We start from the raw sequence: 20250 nt of genomic DNA on the forward strand, positions 1-20250 counted from the left end.
CACCGGCAAACACAGCAGCATGAAGCCCGCCCTTCCCGAAATCGGGGAGGCCGGGCTTCATGCGTCGAATGAAGGACGGACACCGGCGTTCAGCCAGCCGGGGCGCGCAGGAGCCGGTCCCGCGTGCTCGCCGGCAGCACCCGCCGCAGGACCGGTGCCGTCGAGCTGAGGGAGGCGGCGAAGGCGGCCACAAGGTCGTGCGGGACGCTGGCGGAGAAGGAAGCCGCCCACAGGCACGGTGCGCCGAGCGCGGGCTCGGCCCACGCTTGCCACCCGGCCAGCCCCGCCTCGTCGTCCTCGGTGATCAGGGCGCGCGGGTCGCCGTCCTGGATGAGAGGCGGCACCTCGCCGAGGCTGAGGTGCGAGGTGAACGTCGGGTCTGTCGCTGCCGCCTGGGGCTGGTCGATGTCGCGGAGCCATCCGTGTGCGGCGACGGCGTCCAGGACCAGCTCGGGTCCGGCAAGCGGCAGGGCGGGCTCGTCGCGAGCGTCGAGCGCGACGAGGAAGTCGGCTACGGCCTCGCCGGGGACCTCCGGGGTGAAGTAGGCCGACCACTGGGCGAGCGGGCTGCTCGTGTCCGCGCGGGCGGAGATCTGCCAGGCGATCGGCAGGTCACCCAGGTGGAACGGTTCGTCCGCCAGGCTCCACTGGGCCCAGCGCAGGGCGTCGGGGCTGATGTGCAGGACGGTGCTGCGCAGGACCTGGCGGTCCTGGGGTGCCTCGTCCGGCTCGTGCCGTCCGCGGACGATCGTCAGGCTCGTCCAGCCCAGGCCGGCGAGCGTGTCGGCGACGGCGTCGTAGAGGCGCCCATCGTCACCGGCCAGATGCCGGGGGCCGACCCAGAACGCGGGCTGGCCGCCACGTGGAGTGGACGGGTCGGGCGGACATTCGGGGTACAGGGGCGCCTCCAAGGGGCTCGGTGCGGGTCTAGTTGCCGCCGGCACGGCGGCGGGGGCGGCGCGGGGGTGCCTGGACGTCGCCCTGCCAGGTCAGGGCGACGGCGACCTCGGGCGGCAGGTGGCCGAGCTGTGAGCCCTCGTCCCGGCCTTCGGCGAGGTAGACGACGGTCTGGCCGGTCTCGTCCACGGACTGCACGACCTGCGCCAAACGGTGTGCCATCGGAAAGAACGGATTCATGGCCTGGCGGACCGGAGCACTGCGGTCGCAACCGGACAGCAGGTCGATGAGATCGCCGACGGTCATCTCCATGGACGTCATGAACGGCCTCCTTGGGTGAGGAAAACGGTGAGCGATGGAATCAGCCGGCGTCAGCCGACCACCCTCCCGGCGAGGACTACGCGTGGGCGCCTGCACTGTCATACGCGACGTGAGGTTTCCAGCACGCGCGCCACGGCGGCAGCGACGATGTCGGCCGGCGTCTCGGTGTCGAACGACAGCTGGTAGCCGGGTACCTTGGCGGTTCCGGTGACGGCGATCTTCCATCCCTCGCCGTCGGTGCCGGGACGACCGAGCGGGAACCAGCCGAGGTAGAACCGGCCGTCCTTGGAGCTGACGTGCACGTCCGCACGGTCGTCCACGATGAGGTTGAAGTCCTCGGCGCAGAACTGGTCCATGACGAGCGTGGGCTGGCCAGGGCCCAGCTGCCACTCGCGCAGCCGCAGGGCTTCGACGGTGGTGGAGAAACCGGGGCCGACGGAAGCCACGGTCACAGACAATCACCTCTCTGACCTGGGGTTTCTTGCAAGGTCGTCTACGTTGACATGCTCCCGCGCAGGTTGGCCAGTCTTTCTGTGATCTTTCCTGTCTGCCCCCGGCGAACTGTCGTCCTTGGACAGTGAAGCCAGTCGCCCTGGCATCTGATCCAGGCGCTTGACAGCGAACCAAGTCGTGGGGGCTTCCCACACCGCCACGGGCCCGAGGAAGTCAGCGGGAACGTCGCGATGCGGGTCTCTTGTCAGCGGCACCTCCTACACTCCGCAGATGCGACAGCCCAGGATGATGAGCTGCCTGGCCGTGGCCCTCCAGGCCATCAGGGCTGATGGGCATGGCGTCTGCCAGGCGCCTGCATGTCCCACAGGTCGCCGACAGCACGCGCCGGCAGAGCTTTCACGAGGACGGTCTCCGGTGCGGATGTCGGAGAGGGTTCCATTACCGTCCTTGTCTAACAGGGGGATTAAAGCTGTGCCTTCCGCTACTGGCTTGACCGACCTGCGCGAGCAGTGGATCCAGAAGATCTGCGCGGGGATTGCCACCTCTGTCGGTCGCCACCACCCGTTGCTGGATCCGGCGCGGATCGTCGGTAACCCGAGTGATCTGGATCTATTGCGTGCCCTCCTGATCCTGCGGATCGCCGTCTTGGACGCGCATGGCCGGTCCACCGCGCACATCACGGGACTGCTGGCAAAGCACCCGGTCTTCGCCGATCCCAAGCCTGACACGGATCAACTCACCAGCCTGGTCGAGCATGTCCGCCGGCACGTGGAGCGCGACGGCCTTGTCGGTTCCGTCCTGCTGTTCGGCCTCGGACTGCGCGCTGCGGATCCAGAGAGCACGTATGCCCTCCTCCTGGACCACTGGTCACGTCGGTCGTCCCGCGCGGCAACCGCCGCCCAAGTGGCCAGGGAACTGGCCCGGCACTGGGGCGTGGAGGCTCGCACCGGAGAGGCTCTGGTGCCTCTCTCAGTCATATCTCTTGATGCGTACTCCGACACCATCTGGTCCAGGCTGGAAGCGGAACGCGACGCTCATGTGCGGCATCCCGCCTCAGTTGCCTTGATCAGGAAGGGCAACGACGCTCATCGCCTGTGGCTGGCGCAGTTTCCCGCCGACGAGGCCAGGCACCTATGGAAGTTGGGCGCAGATGTGGCCTACTGCACCGCGGCCAAGGAGCACCTTCGAGAGGTAAGTCGACAGCTCCGGAAGAATCACGCTCTGCGGCCAGTGATCGCCCGAGCCTTGAAACTGGTCAACGAGCAGCTAGAGATGCTCGGCGAGGCGATCGGCTGCCTGAGCGACACAGAGCGCGACATGCTGCGGGCGCGCACCCATCAGGAGCGCTTCCAGGACGCCTGCATTCAGACCTTCCTGAACCACTCCCTCGACTTCCGGCAGTCGTACCCAGGCAGTTCCTGTGTTCCTGATGCCGAAGCGGTACACGGCACCTTCGGCCCTCTGCCCTGGTGGAACATCATCGTCCGAACCGCAGCAGAGGCGGAGGCTGCCCTCGCCGCATTCACAGAGGGGGTGCTGCCCCTCGGTTTCGAGCGGGATCCCGAACATCGGAACCGCCTTCTACTCATCTGCCGTAAGCCCAGGACGGAGTCCCCGGGCATGCACGCCCACTTCGTCTTCGACCTGGACAACCCAGGCCACGCCTGCGAGCTGCTCCTCATCGCGAAGCGTGCCGGCGTCCCTATCGACCTCTATGCCCAAGCACACAACGAGTACGACGAAATCGAGTCCACCCACCTAGGCACTGTGTACGCACACATCGGTCCGGAGCTCGCCAGTCTGATCACGGAAGCCGCCACCAATGCACTGGCCCGATCCCTGCCAGACTTCCGTAACCGCGACTACGACGAACATGAGGGGATCGAACCGCTCGAAGAAGCGTTGCGCTGTCTGTCCCGCGCTGAGGTGGAGCACTTCTCCTCGGGACGCCGCATCACCGTCTCATCCCGTCACAACCTCGAAGGTGGGATCGAAGTACTGTCGTCCGACCCGCCAGTCACGCTCTCCGGATTCTCCAGGGGCACCAAGAGGCACCAGAAAACCGGCAGCTCACGGAAGACGGGCAACGGGACTCCTCTGCCCCCTCCTCGGACCACTGGGTTCGTGTACGTCCAGCGGAACCCTGCCTTCCCGGACATGCTCAAGATCGGCTACACAGACCTGCTCGCGGAGGACCGAGCCAAGAACCTGTCGGGCACATCGGTCCCCTTCCCCTTCGACGTGCTCTTCAGGGCCCACACATCCCGGCCCAAAGACGTCGAACAGGCTGTCCACCGCCTCCTCACCGCCCAACGCGTTAACGCAAGCAAGGAGTTTTTCCGCGTCTCCCTTGACACGGCCATCGAGGCGATCCGCCGGTGCCAGAGGGAGGTAACCGGTATCAACAGCTGGGAGCCGATCCCTGCGCTTCATCGCCTGCCCGCGAATGACCGAGTCGTCCTGCCACTGAGGGCAGGGCAGTTGTTCGTGCTCACCGCGTACCCCCATCTGCTCAGCTCGTCCGCTGAGGTTCTCGACATCTGGATGGCCCACGCGGACGGCGACCTCCTGGAGATCCACTCCACGCATGACCCCGGGCACGTGGCCGGAATCAGCGACAACGATCCCGGCGCTTACGAGGACCCCGTTCCCTTTCTCGACAGAGACGGAACCGTGCGGAACGGCATGCTCCATGGCAGGGAGCGCCTGGTAGCCGGCGACCGGCTGATCTGGTTCTCGGACGAGGAGGGGCCGACCGACGCCCGCGGCGTCGTCTTTGAAGCGAACGCGTCCTGCCAGGTCACCTACCGGACATCAGCCCCCCGACGGGGCCCGCTGGGTATTCCTCTCCTGCTGAACGATCCTGACCGGGACCTTCCTGATGCTATGGGGGCACTCGTCAAGGATGTCCTCGCACTGCGCCCACCGCGCACCTGGGCTCCCCGGAACCCTCAAGAAGAGGACGGCTGGGCGGTAGCAGCCACGGATCCGCAGCCGCCCGAGCACTGGCTCCCTCAACTCGAACGACGGCGAAACGACGTGCGCCGGGACCGACCCTGAGTACCGTGCGGTATGGGGGCCAGCTCGACGTGTCCATGTCCGGCGCCAGGACTGAATTACCAGCCGGATCGATTGCGCCGCGGCTCCGTAGACGGCTCGATACCCGGCTCCGGGAGCGGTCTGAGCACATGCCAGAGTGAACCGCATGATCCCCGCGCACATCCCCGACGAGCCGCCGCTGACCTACCCCGACAGCTTCGACATACCAGTCCTGTTCCGAAACGGACCCGCGAAGAAGCCTCGGCGGCAGTGGCGGACGGCCAAGCACAAGGCGTGGGCGGGATCGGACGGGTTCCCGGCGGCCGACGGCTGGTACGCCCCGACCACCACGTGGCGGGAGATCATCAAGGCTGCCACCGAAGTCGGCCGCGACGTCACCCCGCACCTGCAGAACCAGCCGCGCTACGCACACGGGGAACTGGTCGCTCGGGTCTCTCCGCTGTACGCCTACCTTGGCGCGCACGTCGTCGAGCCCCGTCACCCTGTGCCTGGGGCCAAGGGCCAGCGCCTGACCTGGAACCCGGTGTACGCGCACGGCACCGAGCGCAGCGCGAAGAACGCCGCCGGCTACCGGCTGGGCATGACGATGACCGAGTGGGCCTGCCGTTCGTTGCTGGGCCTCGGCCAGACCGAGCACCTCGAACTCGGCGGGCCCATCCCCGCTCTGTACGACACGTTCAAGGACCCGAAGAAGAAGCTGCCCGACCTGTGGGGGCGCCACGAGGCAGAGGAGAGGTACTGGCTGATCGAGGCCAAGGGTGGCGACGTCGGCCTGGGCACGCTCCGCAAAGGGTGGGCGCAGCTGGCGGCCGGCAGCAAGATCCTCGGCGCGTATGCGCACCGCACCGTCCTGGTCGGAGCGTCCGTACGTCCCGGTGACGATCTCTTCCTCACCATCGACCACGACCTACACCCTGGCCAGCCGCCCCTCAGCCCTGATGGGTCTGGCATCGACGAGGAGGCGGCGGGCGCGGGCAACCTGGAAGACCGCCTCGGCGACAGCGACGACGCGCTCATCGGCGCGGCCCGCGCCCAGATGCTCACCTACCTCGCCTTGCGCTCCGCTCCCGTCTCGCAACTGCGCACCGTGCCCGTGCCCGCAGACCGCACTTCTCGCCGTCGGCGCACCGGACTCACCACGCCCCTGGAGCACGACGGCCTCACCCTCGCCATGCGGGCCGATGCCCGCGGAGCAGCGCTCCAAGCCGAGCAGCACACCTTGCGCGCCGGTATCCGCTCCATAGGGCTCGACGACTTCCTCACCTGCCGCATCCCCGGAACCGAAGTGCACCTCGGCATGTCCCGGAAGCTCTTCGCCGCCTGCGAGCGCCTCCATGAGGAAGACCTCGCCATCGCCCGGCGCACTCCAGGACTGCGCGCCGAGGACGAGCCGAGCGGTGACCAAGAGCTCAGCGACGAAGCCCAGGAAGAACAGCGGCTCACCCAGCGGCGGATCTTCCGCGAGCAGCAGGAGGAAGCCCGCCCCCGGCTGCGCCTCCTGCTCCGCGACGCCTACGAGCGGGGTGCGACGAGCGACTGGAGCAGCCTGCTGCGCCGATCCCAGGAGCCGGCACTCGACCTGGAAGGCGACGAGAGCCTCCTCGAAGCGGCGACACCAGAGACCTACCTGGCGGTCAGCCGCTACGACCTGCCCCCGGCCCGCGCCTAAATCTCCACATCAGCCGATACCAAGCGTTCGGGGGTGCGCCAAGGAGCAGCTCCCCTTGCCGGCATGACAGGCGGCAGCTGGCGCCTGGCGGTTGGAGCACCGAACGCACAGAGACGATTCGCTGATCTTGGGGCGCGGCCGACAGTCGGAGGCGGGAACTGATCACCGGCCGCTGGTCCTCATCGGCACCCCCAAGGGCGGTCCGCAGCGTCAAGGGCATCACGGGCCGCTGGTGTGGCGGGAAGTTCCCTACCGAATGTGCGTCCGTGAGCGCCGACTGAGCGTCAGCGTGCGTGATGCTCAGGTGCTCGCGCGCCCGCCCCTCAGTGTCCAGGGTGGATCACGACTGCGTGGCGGAACGGCAGTCTACGGAACCGCCGGCTGCACCCTGTTGGTCCTGGCGGACACACAACTCCCGCAGCGTCGCGAGGCGCAGATGGGGCCTCCTCCGGATGGCGCCGCCTCCCATCCGGGCGAAGGAAGTATCGCGTGCGCCGCCCGTCTCGCTCCCGTGTGAGGTAGCCGACTTGTTCCAGGTCCTCGATGATGCTCTGAACGGTGCGGTTCGGCGTCGATAGACGCCAGCAGGCCCCCGGATTCGCTTCTCGGGGGCCTGCGGCGGTGGTTGATGTTCGGCTAGTTGGTCTTGCTGTTGTCGTCGGGCTCGGACTCGGTCGTCGTACGACGGCGGACGGCGACCAGGGTGACGACGCCCGCGATGACGAGGATCCCCGCGCCTGCGGCGATCCAAGGCGTGGCGTCGGCACCGGTGTGGGCGAGGGAGCCTGCCGGGGTCGGCGGCGAGGAGTCGCCGTCCGGGGCCGTGGCTGCGGTGGACGAGGAGTCAGCATCCGCTGTGCCGGTGTCCGGCGCTGAGGGCTTGACCCCGCCGGTCCCGTCGCCCGGCGTGTCCGCAGGAGTCGGGGTGCCGGTGGGCTTGGACGTAGGCTTGTCCGAGGGGTGGGGCTTCGGGCTGGTGGCGGTTTTGGTGTTGGAAACGGTCACCGTTACCGGAGCGCCGGGGCCCGCGGTGAATGTCTTGGACGGCTTGTAGCGGTCGTATCCGGCGGGTGCCTTGACCTGCTTGACCCAGAACTCCATGTTCCGGCTCGACACCGGCAGCTCCCCTGAGGCCGTGCCCTTGTCCCCGGTCGTCAGGGTGAGCAGCGTCGATGTGCCGGTGCCGATGTTCACCGTTGCGCCGGGCAGGAGCTTGCCGGTCTTGTCGTCCTTGGCCTGCAGGAGAACCTTGGCGGCCTTAAATGGGTCGGTGATCGTCAGTCGCGTGGTGGCGCCAGGCGTGATGATGACGTCCTGGTCGGCGACAACCTCGTGGAGCGGGCTGTTGGAGGCGGTCTCCTTGAGTCGGTAGATGCCCGGGGCGAGGTCGGGGAAGGTCAGCTTGCCCTGCGCGTCGGTTGTCCCGTGTCCGGCCTCCTGGCCAGCTGAGTTGAGCAGCAGGAACGCGGCGCCGGGGAGCCCATCGCCGGCCGTGTCCCTGGTGGTGATCTCGACGCTGCCCGCGTCCGGGGCCGGTGTGTCGGCAACGGTGGCCGACGCGGAGGGGGTCGGTTCGGAGGGTTGGGCGTTCGCGGCCGGCGCCCAGGTGAGGGTGCCGGTCACTGCGGCGACGGCTGCGGCGGATCGGACGGCGCCACGGACGAAACGAGCGTGCACGAGGAAGGGGGCTCCTTGATCGGTTGGTGGAAGGTCGGTCACCGCACGGGGATTCAGCGGGTGCGGGCTTGGCTGCGGGTGGCTGGCGGGGCGGGCGCCCGGTGCGCTGCGCGGCTCGCCGCGGGGCTTGGCGTGGTCGCGGCCCAGGCGCCGGGGAACCAGACGGTGGTGTACTGCTCGATGGCGTCGCGCAGCCCGGTGGTGACGGCTCCCTCCCAGGGTGGCCGACCGGGGCGGCGGTTGGTGCTGAACGTGCCGTATTGCTTGGTGTTCGGCCGGGTGTTGTGGGCTTCGTCGCGGCGGTGGAAGGTGCCGTGATCGAGGAAGCTGAGGGCGACCACGTCGATTTCACCGCGGTCCGGGTGGATGACCGCCACACGAAGTCCGCCGTAGGTGTCCGCGTGGATGGTGGCGGTGAAGTCGATCCGCAGCCGCAGCGGTGCGCCCGGGACCGGGGCGGCGAAGTAAGTGGCGCCCACGACGGCGTGGTCGTGGAAGGGGAGGCACAGTTCGGCGAAGAACTCGGCGGCGTGCAGGGACAAGGGGGATCTCCGGTCGGGGACGGGCCGGCGCTATCGGCGCGGGCCGGGCAGGGCCGGTCGGCTGTTGGTGCTCCACCGAGGGACACTCGCAGCCGGCAGCGCGGCCGGCCGGCGAGAGGCAGCCCGCTGCACGTCGAGCGGAGTTGGGGCCTGCGGCTGCGGTGGGATGATGGGGGTGAGCTGGGCCATGCCCTCGATGTAGCTGAGGGTGTCCTGGCGCCACCGGGGAAGCGGAGCCGGATCGGCGACGCACTGGGTGACTGCGGTGAGCAGGGCGACGGGGGTGTCGGTGCTGGCCGTCGCGTACCAGACGGGCCGGTCGATGGATCTTCCCGCCCACAGCTGCCAGCGAGCGTCACGGGTGGTCAGCTCGGCTTCCGGATCGAGGTCCCCGGTGGTGAACTCCAGACCGGCGAGGCCGTCCGGGGCCTGGACGGCGAACACGCCCCAGCGGGGACGGTCGATCTCCCAGCCTTGTTGCAGGAGAGGCACGACGGCGAGGAAGGGATCGTGCTCGTCGGTTCCCGAGACCGGTCTGGCGAGGTAGGCGTCCGGCCCCTGTTCGTAGGCGGTGGCGAGGGCGGTGGTGAACGCCTGGACGAACTCGGTGGGGACGCGGTCGTTGAAACAGACGCCCCATGTCGGCGGGCCAAAGTGGTCCTTGTAGGCGTTGATGCGCCAGAGCCCGTCGTCCTCGCCTTCGGGCAGGTAGCCCAGGCGCATGCGCCGGTCGGGAGCGTTGACGTACACGTTGCCGAGGTCGTCGTGCTGGACGTCCCAGCCATGGTCGATGAGCGGGGTGAGGGCGGGGTCGCCGGTGTTGGTGCTGCTGGCGAGATGGCGCGGTGAGACGAAGACGTCTCCGTCAGGCGTGTGAGGGTCGTCGTGGAGGGACACGGGTTCCTGATTGGCGGCGTGGGCGGATGAGTCAGTCAGCGGGCAGCAAAGCTGCTCGTAGGGCGTCGGTCGAGCCGGTGTAGTGCAGCGTGCGAAGGCCCAAGCGGGCGGCGGCCTGGCAGTTGTCGGGGCGGTCGTCCACGAACAGGACACGTCGTGGATCACCGACCCCGGTGGCCGCCAGCGCCTGCTGGTAGATAGCCGGGTCGGGCTTGCACAGCTGCAGGCGGGCCGAGTAGAGCGCCTGGGTCATCATTCGGCGCCAGTCGTGGGTGTCCAGCACCGTACTGAGGTGGGCGGGTGCGTTGGACAACAGCACCATCGGCAGTCCGGTGGCATGGGCGCGGCGCAGGACGGACAGGACGCACTCGTCGGTCGCGGTCCACATGTCGGTGTCTGCGGCGAGGAGTTCGCGCAACAGGCGGGGGCCCGGATGGAAGCCGAGGACGCGGGCCCAGTACGCCAGGTCGCTGAGCTGGCCGGCGTCGTAGAGGTCGCGGGCGTTCCAGAAGACGCGCTGGAATGCTGCGAGATCGTCTTCGGGCCAGGAAGCGGTACGGGCCAGCCGTAGCCACTGGGCGCGGGTGGGCTGCAGGCCGAGGACGCCGTTGTAGTCAAGGATGACGGCGTCGGGGCCGGTGGGGCGGGTCAAGGGGCGGTGTTCTCCAGGGCTCGGCGGGTGAGGGCGGCGAGAGCGGCTGCGAGGAGGGCGGGCAGCAGCAGGGCCGTGGGCAAGGTGGTGGCGCTGGCGAGGGCGCCGATGACGGCGGGGCCGGCGAGGAGGCCGAGGTAGCCGGTGACGGAGACCGTGGCGACGGCCCTCGGGCCGTGTCTGCCGGCGGCGGTGATCAGGGAGGGGACGGTGCTGGACAGGCCGAGCCCGAAGACCGCCCAGCCGGCCAGCGCCGCAAGCACGCTGCCGACCAGGACGCCGGTGGTCAGTCCGCCGGCGGCGAGCGCAGCGCCGGTGCGGACCACGGCAGGAGCGCCGAAGCGGGTCGTGAGCCAGTCGCCGGTGAGCCGGCCGATCGCCATGCCCATGCTGTAGAGGGCAAACGCTGTCGCGCTGAGGGCGGTTGTGGCGTGCAGCGTGTGCAGGTGCACTGCGGCCCAGTCGGCCGCCGCCCCCTCCCCCAGCAGGCTCGCAGCCGCCAGCGCACCCAACAGCCACACACCTCCCGCCCGGCCCTGACCGGCCCCCCGGGGCTCCGGCAGCTTGGGCTGGTCGGCGCCGCTCAGCGCGAGGGTGCGCGGCCCGGCCACGAGCACGGTCGCGGTCAGCGCGAGGCCGGTGGCCATAAACAAGGCGCTGTGGGCTGTGCGCGCAGTGGCAGCGGCCAGGGCGGCACCGCCCAGGGCACCGATCGAGTACGCGGCGTGCAGGGAGGACATGACCGGCCGGCTGGCGGCGTTCTGGCAGCGAACCGCCGCGGTATTGGCGGCGACGTCCAGGACACCGTGCGCGGCACCGAAGGTGACAGCCGCCGCGAGTAGCGAGGTCAGCGTCCGGCACTGCCCCAGCACGGCGAGAGCCGCTCCCAGTGCGACAGCTCCGCCAATCAGGAGCAGGGGAAGTCGGTCGGGCCGGGCGAGTCGGCCGCCGGCCTGCAGTCCGGCAACCATGCCGACAGCGGCGGCGAGCAGGACGAGCGACAGGCCGGCGGTGGTGAGGTGAGCGGCGTGCTGGACGGCCGGCATCCGGGCGCCCCAGACCGCCATCACCACGCCCAGGCCGAGGAAGTAGCTGGTCAGCAGGACACGGCTGCGGCGCACGGAAGCGTCGGCGCGGGTCATGCGGGGCGGCCACCCGCAGCAGGCTCGTCGGCCGTGTGCGGCACCAGGGCGACCTGCAGATGGCGCACAGCCTGCTTGGCGCGGGCCTGTGCGAGGTCCGCGGTGGGCGCGGTGGTGATCAGGTAGCCGATACGGGCGGTGAACATGTTGCCGCCGTCGGCCGGGAGGAGCAGCTGGTCGCCGACCTGGTGCTGGAAGTGCACGCGTTCCAACCAGCGCGGGCTGACGCCGTCGAATCCGAGGCGGAGCAAGGTGCCGGAGGTGTCAGGGTAGAGCAGCTGCATCGCGGCGGCCGAGGACCGGGTCGGGGTGAGGTCGGGGGCACGGCCGCAGGCGATGTCGGCGGCGGTGCGCGGCAGGTCGATGCCGGTGGCGAGCTGGACGAGATGGCCGATCATGTCACCGGCGATCCGGCCGTTGACCTCGACCAGCCGCGGCCGGCCGTCGACCAGCCGCATCTCGACATGGGAGACGCCGTCGGTGATTCCCAGGGCGTGGATCGCGGCGCGTGCCGCCGGTGCGACCACGTCGAGCAGTGGGTCGGCGGCGTCGACCGAGTGGGCCAGTTCCTCGAAATACGGCGGGGCGCTGACCGTCTTGCGGGTGACGGCCACCACGGTGGTCTCACCGCCGTAGGTGACACACTCGGCCGACACCTCGGGTCCGTCGAGATACTCCTCCACCAGCACGCTGGTGGACTCGAGTCCCAGCCCGGCCGCCTGGTCGGCGAACGCGAAGGCGGCGGTGAGCTGTTCGGGGGTGTCGGCGCGGATCACCCCGATGCTGGCCGCGTGCGCGGCGGGCTTCAGCACGACCGGGTAGCCGATCCGCTCGGCCGCCACCTGGGCCTCGGCACGCGTGCGCACGCTCACCGAGGCTGCCGACGGAACCCCGTGCCGGGCGAACAACGTACGGGAGGTGGCTTTGTTGCGGCATGCCTGCATGGCTTCCGGGGCAGTGGTGGGCAGGCCGAGCTGGCGGGCGAGGCGGGCGACCGGGACGAGGTACCACTCGGTCCACGTGAACACGCCGGCAAGGTCGTAGCGGTCGGCCAGGTCCTGGCCGGCGGCGGACAGCGCCGCCTGGTCGGTCGGATCGGACACGACCACGCAGTCCCGCAGGTACGGCGTCTCCCACGAGGGCTCTTCGCCGGTGATCAGGACGACGTCGTAGACGGCGGCCACGGACTGAAGGCAGTACCCGCGGTACGCCTCGGCCTCCATGTCGGATGCGGCGACGACCAGGACGACAGGACGGTCGGGCAAGAACAGGCTCCTCAGAATCTAAAGAGGGGGCAGGGATATGTGGGCGGCGGCCCTCGGCGGCGCAGGGCCGCTGAGTGTCCGGCGAGCAGCCGCCGCGAGCGGGGCCGGCGGAGCAGAGCGGCGAAGTCGGTGCCGGCCGAGGATGCTTAGGCGGGAGGAAACCGGGAGCTGTCAGTCGGCACGACGGCGGCGCAACTCGAACGCCGCAGCCCAGTGCGGGTTTTCGCTGATCAGCCGACGGGCGTAGAGGGCGGTGAAGTTGTTGTTCAGCCCGGCGACCCCGTACGGGAGTTGGCGGCGCAGGTCCTCGAAGAGGTCCTTCACACCGACGCGTGTGGCGCCGGAGGCCAGACGGCGGGCGGCCATGCGTTCCAGGGCCCGGTAGACGTTCGGGTTGTGGGCGTCGAAGGCGTGGAACTGCTCGGTGATGGTGCGACCGGTCGCGCGGTGCGATCCGAGGGCGGCGATAGACATGAATTCTCCACAGGCTGAGGACGCAGCAGGGTCAGGTGCGCAGGACGGGATCGGTGCGAAGGCGGGCGAAGGAGCAGAACAGGCCGATGGCCTGCAGGGCGGCGCATGCGGTGATGACGTGTCCCAGTGCGTCGGGCGGGGCGAGCGCGGTGAGTACGCCGGCGACGGGGAAGGGCAGCAGGAGGATGAGGATGGTCGCCGACAGGGTGCTGCCGAACTTCTCCGGAGGGATCAGGCGGGAGCGCAGGGTGCGCAGGACGACCGTCATGCCTCCTTCGCCCGCCATGAGGACCGCGACTAGGACGAGGTAGGACCGGTAGTCGGGGGCCTGGGCGGCGGCGAAACAGCCGAGTGAGGCGAGGGCGGCGCAGGCGGCGCCGACCGGCCACAGACCGAGGCGGTCGATCGCAAACCGGCAGAATGTGACGCTGAGGAGCGTCGCTGCGGCAGCGGCGGACCAGACGAGGCCGACGGCGGTGGTCGACTGCCCGAAGTGCTTGACAACGATCACGGGGCCGGCCGCTTGGAGAAGGCCGGTGGCCAGGTTGGACAGGGTCAGCCCGGTCACGAGCCAGCCGAGCGCGGGCAGCGAGCGGATGGTGCGCCACCCGGTGAGCAGTCCGGCGCCGGACTGCCCCTTCGGCGCGCGGGCCGGTGCCACGGGCGAGGGCGGGGTGCGCAGGGCGAGCATGGCAGCCAGCAGCGAGAGCACGCTGATCATTGCGAGCATCGGCGGCGGCCCGGCGAGCAGGAGCACTGCGGCGAACGCCGGCCCGGCCATGGTTGCGGTCTGGTCGATGCCAAGCAGGACGGCCTGGACACGGTGGGCCCGCCGTCCTGCTCGCCGTCCGGCGGCGGCGCCCGCGGTCTCGGCCGCGATATAGCTGAACTCGGTGAGCACGCCGGTCGTCGCCGCCAGCACCATCACGGTCGCGCCCGCCACGGTGCCGGACGGGTGGAGGTGGAGCAGGACCGCGCCAGCGGCGAGGGCCAGCGCCCTCCCCAGGGAGGCAAGGTGGAAGACCACCGAGGCACCGCGCCGGTCAACGACCGAGCCGGCCCACCCGAACGCAGCCAGCCGCGGAATCCACTCCAGGGCGAAGGCGGCGCCCGTCAGCGCAGCGGATCGCGTCGTGGCTAGGACAAGCAGCGGGATGCCGTAGGTGGACATCGCGAACGCCAACGCGTCCGCCGTGCGCGGCAGGTAGATGCTGCGCATCAGCCCGCCGGTGTGGCGTGCGTGCCGCGGTGTGACCGCTGCGCTCACGCGACCGGCTCAGGCTCGGGCACCCTGGCCACCTGGGGGTTGTCGGCCAGCCACTGGATCAGGAGGGTGCGGGGACGGGCCAGCCCCGCCTCGGCACCGTCGCCGGTCTGCGGAGAGAGAGCGTGGGCGCGCTCGGTGGAGAGCGACGGTGCCAACAGGTCGAGGACGTGCCGGATACGGCGGCTGAACTCGCAGACGGGGGCCGGGACGGCGTGACGCCGGGCCCAGCGAGCCATCGCGTCGTACAGGTCGGCCAACACCGCTCCTGCCTCGGTAAGTTCGAGACCGGAGCCGGGTGCGATCCGGACGAGGCCGTGGGCGCGGGCCGTGTCGGAGGCGCTTCGCAGTTGGTGCGTGGAGAGGTCGGGCAGGGTGCCGGCCAGCCGTCGCGGCGGTATGGCGCCGTTGTCGTCGATCTCGGTGACCAGGCGGATCAAGGAGCGCGAGGCGAGAAGTTCGACGGCGTGGCGTACTTCGGCAGGGGTGAAGGGGGTGCTCATCGGCGCGGGCCTCCCGCCGGGATGGCTGCCTTCGGGCGGGCGGTCGTAGCGTGCGAGAAGAGATCGCGGTGGTGCCACGCCGGAGAGGATGCGGTCGTGCGAGCGGGTGGGAGCGCCGCGGGGGTCGGCCGTGGCTGGCTGCTGAGCCACGGCCTCGGCGCGGGCTTCGCCTGCGGGTGTCCCCAGACCGGGTGTTGGGCCGCCTGGTCGAGGCTCTGCCCGGCGGACCAGGCGGACAGGGCGCCGAGCACGGGGCCAAGGCCGTCGCCGGCTGCGGACAGCCGGTAGGGCTGGCCGATGCCGTCGGTGTCGACCAGGCCGTCGGCGACGAGCTGCCGCAGCGGCGGATAAATGTTGGTCCAGTCGCTGCTGGGCATCACGATCCGGGCCAGAGCCCGGCCGCTGACCTCCTGTCGGGACTTGAGCACCCACAGGATGGCGGCGGCGTGGCGCCGGGTAAGCAGGGTGAGGCCGTCCTCGATCTGCTCGATCGCGGGCAGCGGACCGTCCGCCTTCTCCAGGTGTTCCTCGGCCCAGGTGACGATCACCGGCAGGACCGGCAGCAGGGCCGCGCCACGTTCGGTGTGGCGGTAGCTCACGTGCCGTGCGGTGTGTTCGGTGCGTTCGACGAGTCCGGCGTCGCACAGAGACTTGAGCTTGGGGTGGAGTTGGCCGTTCTGCAGCCAGGACACCTTGGCCGCCAGCTCGCTGTAGCGCAGCGGCGGGCCGGAGAGGGCCAGGAGGATCCTCACGTTCCAGCGTGGGGTGATCATGGCGAGGGCCTCGGTGACCCGGGCGATGTCGGCGTCGGTGTCAGGGGGCAGAGCGGTGATGGCCAAGGGAGGAACTCCTGGGTGAAGGAAAGAGAGAGATCGCCTGGGTCAGCGGCTGTGTGCCGGGCTCGGCACCGGTAGAGGCGGAGCTGGAACGGACGGCGAGGGAGCCGGCGGGGCAGGCGTCGAAGCCGCGACGCGGGCCAGGCTCTGCAGGACGGCGGCGACCGACTTGGCCTGGACGTCGCGGACGGCGACGGCTTCGGCGAGCCGGCGTGCACCGTCGAGGAGGTGGGAGACCTCGTGCGGGTCGATCTGCCGCTCGGGGTGGATGAGCCGGGCGAGGTGGTCGCGGTGGACGTCGATGCTGCGCTCGGCGAGGGCGAGGTCGTCGTGCATGCCGAGCAGGGCGGAGAGCATGCCGGGCGGCTGGTCCTGGGCGTGGGCTTCGAGGTCGGCGAGCGGCGCGCCGTACAAGTCCTCGATCCGTCCGGCTATGTCGGTGGACGTGAGGTGGGGCAAGCGTGGGCTTTCACGGTCGGCGGGCCCGGGCCGCCCCGGCACGCTGCGGTGCCGGGGCGGCAGACGGGGGCAGGGTTGCGGTGGCCCTGAGCTGAGCCGTTCGTACGGGCCGAGCCTGCTGGGCAGGCGGGGGCATGGTGCGCAGCAGTCCGCCGAGGGCGGCGCGGTAGCCGTCGCGGGCCTCCAGTGCGGCTTCCAGCCACTGCGCGTCGAAGCGGAGCTTGTCCGCCGACAGTTCGCCCATGTCGCGGTCCGGGTCCATGTCGGCGTGGACGCGGTCGCGGACGCGGGCGACCTGCTCCTCGGTGAGCGCCAGGAACGAACGCAGCTCCAGGGCACGGGCGAGCGCGGGCGAGGCACCTGGGCTGGCAGCCGCCTCGTACAGCTCGGGTAGCGGGTTGCCGAAGACCTTCTGCAGGTCGGCGTCCATGGTGCTGGCCTTGTCCCGGCTCATCGGGCGGTCCTTGCCGGCCGCCACGCCGATGCCGGTGCGGCTGTGCCGGCGGGCCGGTGGGGAGCGCTGGTGTGCACCGCCGGGCCGGTTCGGGGCCGGAGGCGGGCGAGGCGCTGGGCGGCGAGGTCCTTCTTCCCCAGGGCGTCCGGGTCGAGGAGCCAGCGCACGACCATGGCTCGGCCGTCGCGGGCGGTGACGGCCGCGTTCACCCGGTGGGCGAGGCCCATCGTCGGATCGTCGATCTCGCTGGGCTGGGTTTGCAGCGCAGCGAGGAGGTCGTCCTCCGCACGCTCCAGCACGGACTGGGCCTCGACGAGAAGGCCATGCCACTTGACGACGTCGGTGGCATTGGGATTCGCGGTCGGCGCGGCGGCGACCGCGGCCTTCAACTGGTCCATGCCCATGTCGAAGCGCGCTTCGATCCGTTCGGTGAGCACGTCCACGACATCCTCAGACTCATCGGATATGCCATCGGGCAAACGGAAATCTCCTCTTCTGGAAAGGCCGATCCCTGGGGTGGGAGGGGCTGCCATACCCGGTGGCTGAGCCGCTTACGGGCACCTGCTGGGCTCTGTCAGTCCAGGCACATTCGGACGTCGCGGTAGACGTACGTTCCGGAGACCCAGCCCTTGACCCCGGTGGTCTTGTCCGTGATGTAGAGCCAGTTGCCGCTCTTCTTGTGCACGGTGAACTTGTGGCTCTTGTAGAGCACGCCGAGCGCGGTGGACTTCGTGGTGGCCTTGGACCGGATGGTCACGGCCTTGGTGTGTACCTCGTACGGCAGCGGCGGCTGGGACGAGCAGCTGCTCGCGGGGGTCGCGCTGGCGGTGGTGGCGGACAGCACAGGCAGAGCGAGTGCGCCGAGCATGGCTGCGGATATGGCAATTCGGGTGGAGCGCATGCGGAAGAAACCTCCGTGAAGGCATAGGGATTGCGGGGAAGGTGCCGCGGGTGTTGTCCCGGCGGCTGTATAAGAGTCCGGATATTCGCCGGTTTGGCTAACCGGCGATCGTCGGCTATGTTGCGCCGCCCTGGTCGGCTTTGACGCTCAGCGTGAGCGGCCGGGCGGGCGCGGGGCAGGAGCCTTCGGCAAGCCGGCCGGGCGGCTAACTGCGGCTGTCGGGCGGACCGGCGGAAGAGGGCCGGCCTCGCCCGCGAGGCGGTCGTCGCACCACTGCAGTGCCTCGCCGAGCGTGTCGAAGCCGCCCTCGCGCAGGGTGTGCGTCCACGTCTCGGTGTCGACCTCTTCGACCACGACGCGGAACGGCGAGGGAGCTCGCTCGTCCAGGGCACGCAGGGCCACGACGATGACCATGTCGTCCGGGTCGTCGCTGGTGTAGGAGTAGCCCATGGCGTAGTGGTCGCCGTCGCCGGCGAGGCGCAACTCCAGCGCGCGCGTGGCCTCGTCCGCTGGCGGCGGGCCCAGTGGGGCGAGGGCGATGGCATCGGACGGACAGCCACGGTGGATGAGCCAGGACTGCGCCATCGCGGGCAGCGGCAGAGGGGCATGCTCGAAGCTGAACGTCCGCTTCTCGCGGTCCCGTTGCAGATGCACGGCGAGCACCTGCGGCATGCCGGGGTGCCCCCAGGTGGTGGTGCGGTCGAACAGGACGTAGTAGCTGTGCGGGCCGTCGTGGTGTTCGGCGAGGGGAACGAGCATGTCCTCGTGGACGGCGACCTTGCGGTAGAAGTCGAGGTTTTTCTCCTCGTCAGCGTCGAGGTCGTCCAGGTCGAAGTCGACTTCGGGGAGGGACTTCCGGTCCGGCGCCGGGTCGGTGGGAGACAACAAGGGCCTTTCGGTGAAGTCAGCGCCGCTGCGCCGGGGTGGGCCGCGATGCACCGGGGCGAGCCAGGACCTTCGGCGCCTGCACCGTGGGAGGCCGGCGGGCGGCGAACAGCGCGGCCCGTCCGGCGTCGGTGAGCGCGACCGGGTGGCCTGCGTGCACGGGGTGGCCGGTGTCCCGGACGACCAGGCCGGCGTCCTCCAACTGCTGCAGCTTGGCGTGGGGGATGCGGGTACCGGAGGCGGCTGTGACGGACATCCGGCCGGTCAGCAGGTGTTCGTAGAGCTTGGCGCCGCCGGCGATGGCGAGCAGCGCCGCCTGGTCATCCGTCGAGAGCTGCCGTGCGTCGGGCGCGGAAGCCGCCGCTGCGGCTTCGATGGGCTCCAGGGCGGCGAGCACCGCCCGGGCGGCGGCGTCCCGCGCGGCGGCGGCCTCTTCCAGCTGGTCCACGGTGCGGTCGATGCGCGTGAACAGGGCGCTGTCGACGTCGAACTCGCCGCTGGACAGGCGGTTGAGGAGCCGGAGGTAGAAGGTGACGCTGGTCTGGGCCTTGGCCAGTTCACGGTGCCGGTCGACCAGGTGGGCGTGCTGCTCGTCGAGGACGCCGCGGTCGCGGTAGGCCCACAGGGTGTCGATGTCGTGCCCGGTGACGGCTTGGAGGCGGTGGTCGAGCGGGGAGACCGCGCGCCGACCTGGTGTCGGCGCGGGTGGAGGGGGCATAGGCGGACCTCGGTGCGTTCAGCGGGTGTGATGGTGCGCGGGGTTTGGGGCGGGACGGGGCAGTCCCGGCAGTGCGGTGGGCGGCGGACCGGGCCGGGGCACGGGAGCGCGGGTGGTCAGCTGCGGGGAACGCGAGCGTGCCGCGTGGGTGCGGGCGCTCAGCGGCCGGCGGGGCATCCCCAGGCGGCGGCCGACCTCGTCGTAGACGTCATTGCCTGCTCGCGGCCGGATGGCGACGACGTGGATCTCCTTGGGATGCGCGGACTCCGCAGGTGCCGGGCGGACGCCGTAGACGACGCGCCAGTCCTTGCGCGAGTCCACGAACAGCTTCCGGAATCCCTCCAGGTCACCGTCGAGACGCAGGCCGAAGCGCTGCGCGTTCACGACTTCCTGCAGGTAGGCGAGGGTGAGGTCGCGGATGTCGCTGGGGGCCTGGAGAAGATCGGTCAGCGCGCGGGGGTCGAAACTGAGTCCGAAGGCGGGCTGTCCCGCTCCCGCGGTCATGACGTCGGCTCGTCCGGTTCGGCGGCTTGTGTCGTGTTCGCCGTCTCCGTGCGCACGGACGGCGGCGGACCGGGCAGAAGGCGGTGCGCGGGCCGGTCGGGTGAGGTCATGCAGGCCGACAGCGGCCCACCCGGCGCGCGGATCGCCGCGACGGCGTGGGTGAGGAAGTCCCGGTGCCACACGAACAGGCCGGACAGCCCGGCTTCGGGATCCTTGTGCTGCTGGTAGGCGAGCCACAGGGCGTGGAGCCAGGCCACGACGTCGTCGTGCTCCTGCCACTGCAGGCACCAGGGTGCCGCGGTGGTGACCTCCGCCCCGTACACCGGGAGGAAGAAGTCATCCACCCAGTCGGACAGGGCGTCGAGTTCGTCCTCGCGTTCTTCTCCGTCGAGTTCCAGGATCGGGCGGGGCTCCGGTGGAGCGGCGGGAGGCGGCCCACCGAGTCCTGGCATGCCGAAGGCCGCGAACGGTGATCCGCTGGGCGGCGGGGCAGACGCGAGGTGGTCGAGCTGCTGAGCCTGTTGCGCCGACTGCTCCATGAGCCGCCGCACGCTCGCCTCGATTCCCTCCAGCTGTCGATCCGGAATACGAACCGGCTCCAACTCGCCATCGTCAGGCGACTTTGTTGATTCGGGCATTGAAAAGCTCGGCCTCCTACGAGACACGGGATGAGAAAA

Annotated in this window: 23 protein-coding genes; 2 read left to right on the plus strand and 21 right to left on the minus strand. The window is 70.2% G+C overall.

The window, feature by feature from the left end; all coding sequences use genetic code 11:
• Window positions 1-89: 89 nt before the first annotated feature.
• The 3 genes from ACGF3H_RS27905 to ACGF3H_RS27915 form a co-directional block, all read right to left on the minus strand.
• Window positions 90-911, minus strand: coding sequence for a DUF317 domain-containing protein (locus ACGF3H_RS27905; RefSeq protein ID WP_362491089.1), 822 nt, complete (start codon window positions 909-911; stop codon window positions 90-92).
• Window positions 912-927: 16 nt separating this feature from the next.
• A complete protein-coding gene (locus tag ACGF3H_RS27910) occupies window positions 928-1218 on the minus strand; it encodes a hypothetical protein (RefSeq protein ID WP_362491092.1) in 291 nt (96 codons plus the stop codon).
• Between the two features lie 98 nt (window positions 1219-1316).
• Window positions 1317-1670 carry a DUF317 domain-containing protein gene (locus tag ACGF3H_RS27915; RefSeq protein ID WP_093724906.1) on the minus strand — a complete coding sequence of 118 codons (354 nt, stop codon included), beginning with the start codon at window positions 1668-1670 and terminating at the stop codon, window positions 1317-1319.
• Between the two features lie 490 nt (window positions 1671-2160).
• On the opposite strand from ACGF3H_RS27915, the gene ACGF3H_RS27920 reads away from it, so the two are divergent.
• Together ACGF3H_RS27920 and ACGF3H_RS27925 are read left to right on the plus strand one after the other, a co-directional pair.
• Window positions 2161-4731 (plus strand): GIY-YIG nuclease family protein, encoded by a 2571-nt coding sequence (locus tag ACGF3H_RS27920; RefSeq protein ID WP_362491095.1) that lies wholly within the window; start codon window positions 2161-2163, stop codon window positions 4729-4731.
• Window positions 4732-4876: 145 nt separating this feature from the next.
• On the plus strand, window positions 4877-6400 hold the full coding sequence (locus tag ACGF3H_RS27925; protein WP_362491098.1) for a gamma-glutamyltransferase: 1524 nt from the start codon (window positions 4877-4879) through the stop codon (window positions 6398-6400).
• Window positions 6401-7036: 636 nt separating this feature from the next.
• Here the strand turns inward: ACGF3H_RS27925 and ACGF3H_RS27930 are convergent.
• The 18 genes from ACGF3H_RS27930 to ACGF3H_RS28015 form a co-directional block, all read right to left on the minus strand.
• Window positions 7037-8077, minus strand: a complete 1041-nt coding sequence (locus ACGF3H_RS27930; protein ID WP_362491101.1) for a SpaA isopeptide-forming pilin-related protein — start codon at window positions 8075-8077, stop codon at window positions 7037-7039.
• Window positions 8078-8130: 53 nt separating this feature from the next.
• Window positions 8131-8619 carry a hypothetical protein gene (locus ACGF3H_RS27935; RefSeq protein ID WP_006143140.1) on the minus strand — a complete coding sequence of 163 codons (489 nt, stop codon included), beginning with the start codon at window positions 8617-8619 and terminating at the stop codon, window positions 8131-8133.
• A 30-nt stretch (window positions 8620-8649) separates the two neighbouring features.
• Window positions 8650-9516 (minus strand): DUF317 domain-containing protein, encoded by an 867-nt coding sequence (locus tag ACGF3H_RS27940; RefSeq protein WP_362491105.1) that lies wholly within the window; start codon window positions 9514-9516, stop codon window positions 8650-8652.
• Between the two features lie 31 nt (window positions 9517-9547).
• Entirely contained in the window at window positions 9548-10168 is a 621-nt protein-coding gene (locus tag ACGF3H_RS27945) for an HAD family phosphatase (protein WP_362491107.1), read from the minus strand.
• On the minus strand, window positions 10165-11310 hold the full coding sequence (locus ACGF3H_RS27950; RefSeq protein ID WP_362491110.1) for an MFS transporter: 1146 nt from the start codon (window positions 11308-11310) through the stop codon (window positions 10165-10167). The genes ACGF3H_RS27945 and ACGF3H_RS27950 overlap by 4 nt, the downstream gene beginning before the upstream one ends.
• The gene (locus ACGF3H_RS27955) at window positions 11307-12533 is read right to left on the minus strand and encodes an ATP-grasp domain-containing protein (protein ID WP_362491357.1); all 1227 of its coding nucleotides are present in this window, start codon (window positions 12531-12533) and stop codon (window positions 11307-11309) included. Before ACGF3H_RS27955 ends, ACGF3H_RS27950 begins: the two co-directional genes overlap by 4 nt.
• A 213-nt stretch (window positions 12534-12746) precedes the next feature.
• Complete coding sequence (locus ACGF3H_RS27960) at window positions 12747-13049, minus strand: hypothetical protein (protein WP_040896681.1); 303 nt, start codon at window positions 13047-13049, stop codon at window positions 12747-12749.
• 31 nt (window positions 13050-13080) lie between these two features.
• Window positions 13081-14316 carry an MFS transporter gene (locus tag ACGF3H_RS27965; protein WP_362491113.1) on the minus strand — a complete coding sequence of 412 codons (1236 nt, stop codon included), beginning with the start codon at window positions 14314-14316 and terminating at the stop codon, window positions 13081-13083.
• Window positions 14313-14816 (minus strand): regulator, encoded by a 504-nt coding sequence (locus ACGF3H_RS27970; protein WP_362491116.1) that lies wholly within the window; start codon window positions 14814-14816, stop codon window positions 14313-14315. Before ACGF3H_RS27970 ends, ACGF3H_RS27965 begins: the two co-directional genes overlap by 4 nt.
• Window positions 14813-15655 carry a winged helix-turn-helix transcriptional regulator gene (locus ACGF3H_RS27975; RefSeq protein ID WP_006143148.1) on the minus strand — a complete coding sequence of 281 codons (843 nt, stop codon included), beginning with the start codon at window positions 15653-15655 and terminating at the stop codon, window positions 14813-14815. Before ACGF3H_RS27975 ends, ACGF3H_RS27970 begins: the two co-directional genes overlap by 4 nt.
• 42 nt (window positions 15656-15697) lie before the next feature.
• On the minus strand, window positions 15698-16111 hold the full coding sequence (locus ACGF3H_RS27980) for a hypothetical protein (protein ID WP_360964998.1): 414 nt from the start codon (window positions 16109-16111) through the stop codon (window positions 15698-15700).
• A gap of 10 nt (window positions 16112-16121) precedes the next feature.
• Window positions 16122-16565, minus strand: coding sequence for a hypothetical protein (locus ACGF3H_RS27985; protein WP_362491119.1), 444 nt, complete (start codon window positions 16563-16565; stop codon window positions 16122-16124).
• Window positions 16562-17044 (minus strand): hypothetical protein, encoded by a 483-nt coding sequence (locus ACGF3H_RS27990; RefSeq protein WP_362491122.1) that lies wholly within the window; start codon window positions 17042-17044, stop codon window positions 16562-16564. The genes ACGF3H_RS27985 and ACGF3H_RS27990 overlap by 4 nt, the downstream gene beginning before the upstream one ends.
• Before the next feature lie 95 nt (window positions 17045-17139).
• Complete coding sequence (locus tag ACGF3H_RS27995) at window positions 17140-17433, minus strand: SH3 domain-containing protein (RefSeq protein WP_061915846.1); 294 nt, start codon at window positions 17431-17433, stop codon at window positions 17140-17142.
• Window positions 17434-17613: 180 nt separating this feature from the next.
• Entirely contained in the window at window positions 17614-18354 is a 741-nt protein-coding gene (locus ACGF3H_RS28000; RefSeq protein ID WP_362491124.1) for a hypothetical protein, read from the minus strand.
• Between the two features lie 16 nt (window positions 18355-18370).
• Window positions 18371-19069 (minus strand): hypothetical protein, encoded by a 699-nt coding sequence (locus ACGF3H_RS28005; RefSeq protein ID WP_362491126.1) that lies wholly within the window; start codon window positions 19067-19069, stop codon window positions 18371-18373.
• Between the two features lie 18 nt (window positions 19070-19087).
• Window positions 19088-19573, minus strand: coding sequence for a hypothetical protein (locus ACGF3H_RS28010; protein WP_362491129.1), 486 nt, complete (start codon window positions 19571-19573; stop codon window positions 19088-19090).
• Window positions 19570-20112, minus strand: a complete 543-nt coding sequence (locus ACGF3H_RS28015; RefSeq protein ID WP_061915836.1) for a DUF4913 domain-containing protein — start codon at window positions 20110-20112, stop codon at window positions 19570-19572. Before ACGF3H_RS28015 ends, ACGF3H_RS28010 begins: the two co-directional genes overlap by 4 nt.
• Window positions 20113-20250: the final 138 nt, after the last annotated feature.

This window comes from Streptomyces sp. NPDC048185, from assembly GCF_043202495.1.
Classification (GTDB): Bacteria; Actinomycetota; Actinomycetes; order Streptomycetales; family Streptomycetaceae; genus Streptomyces.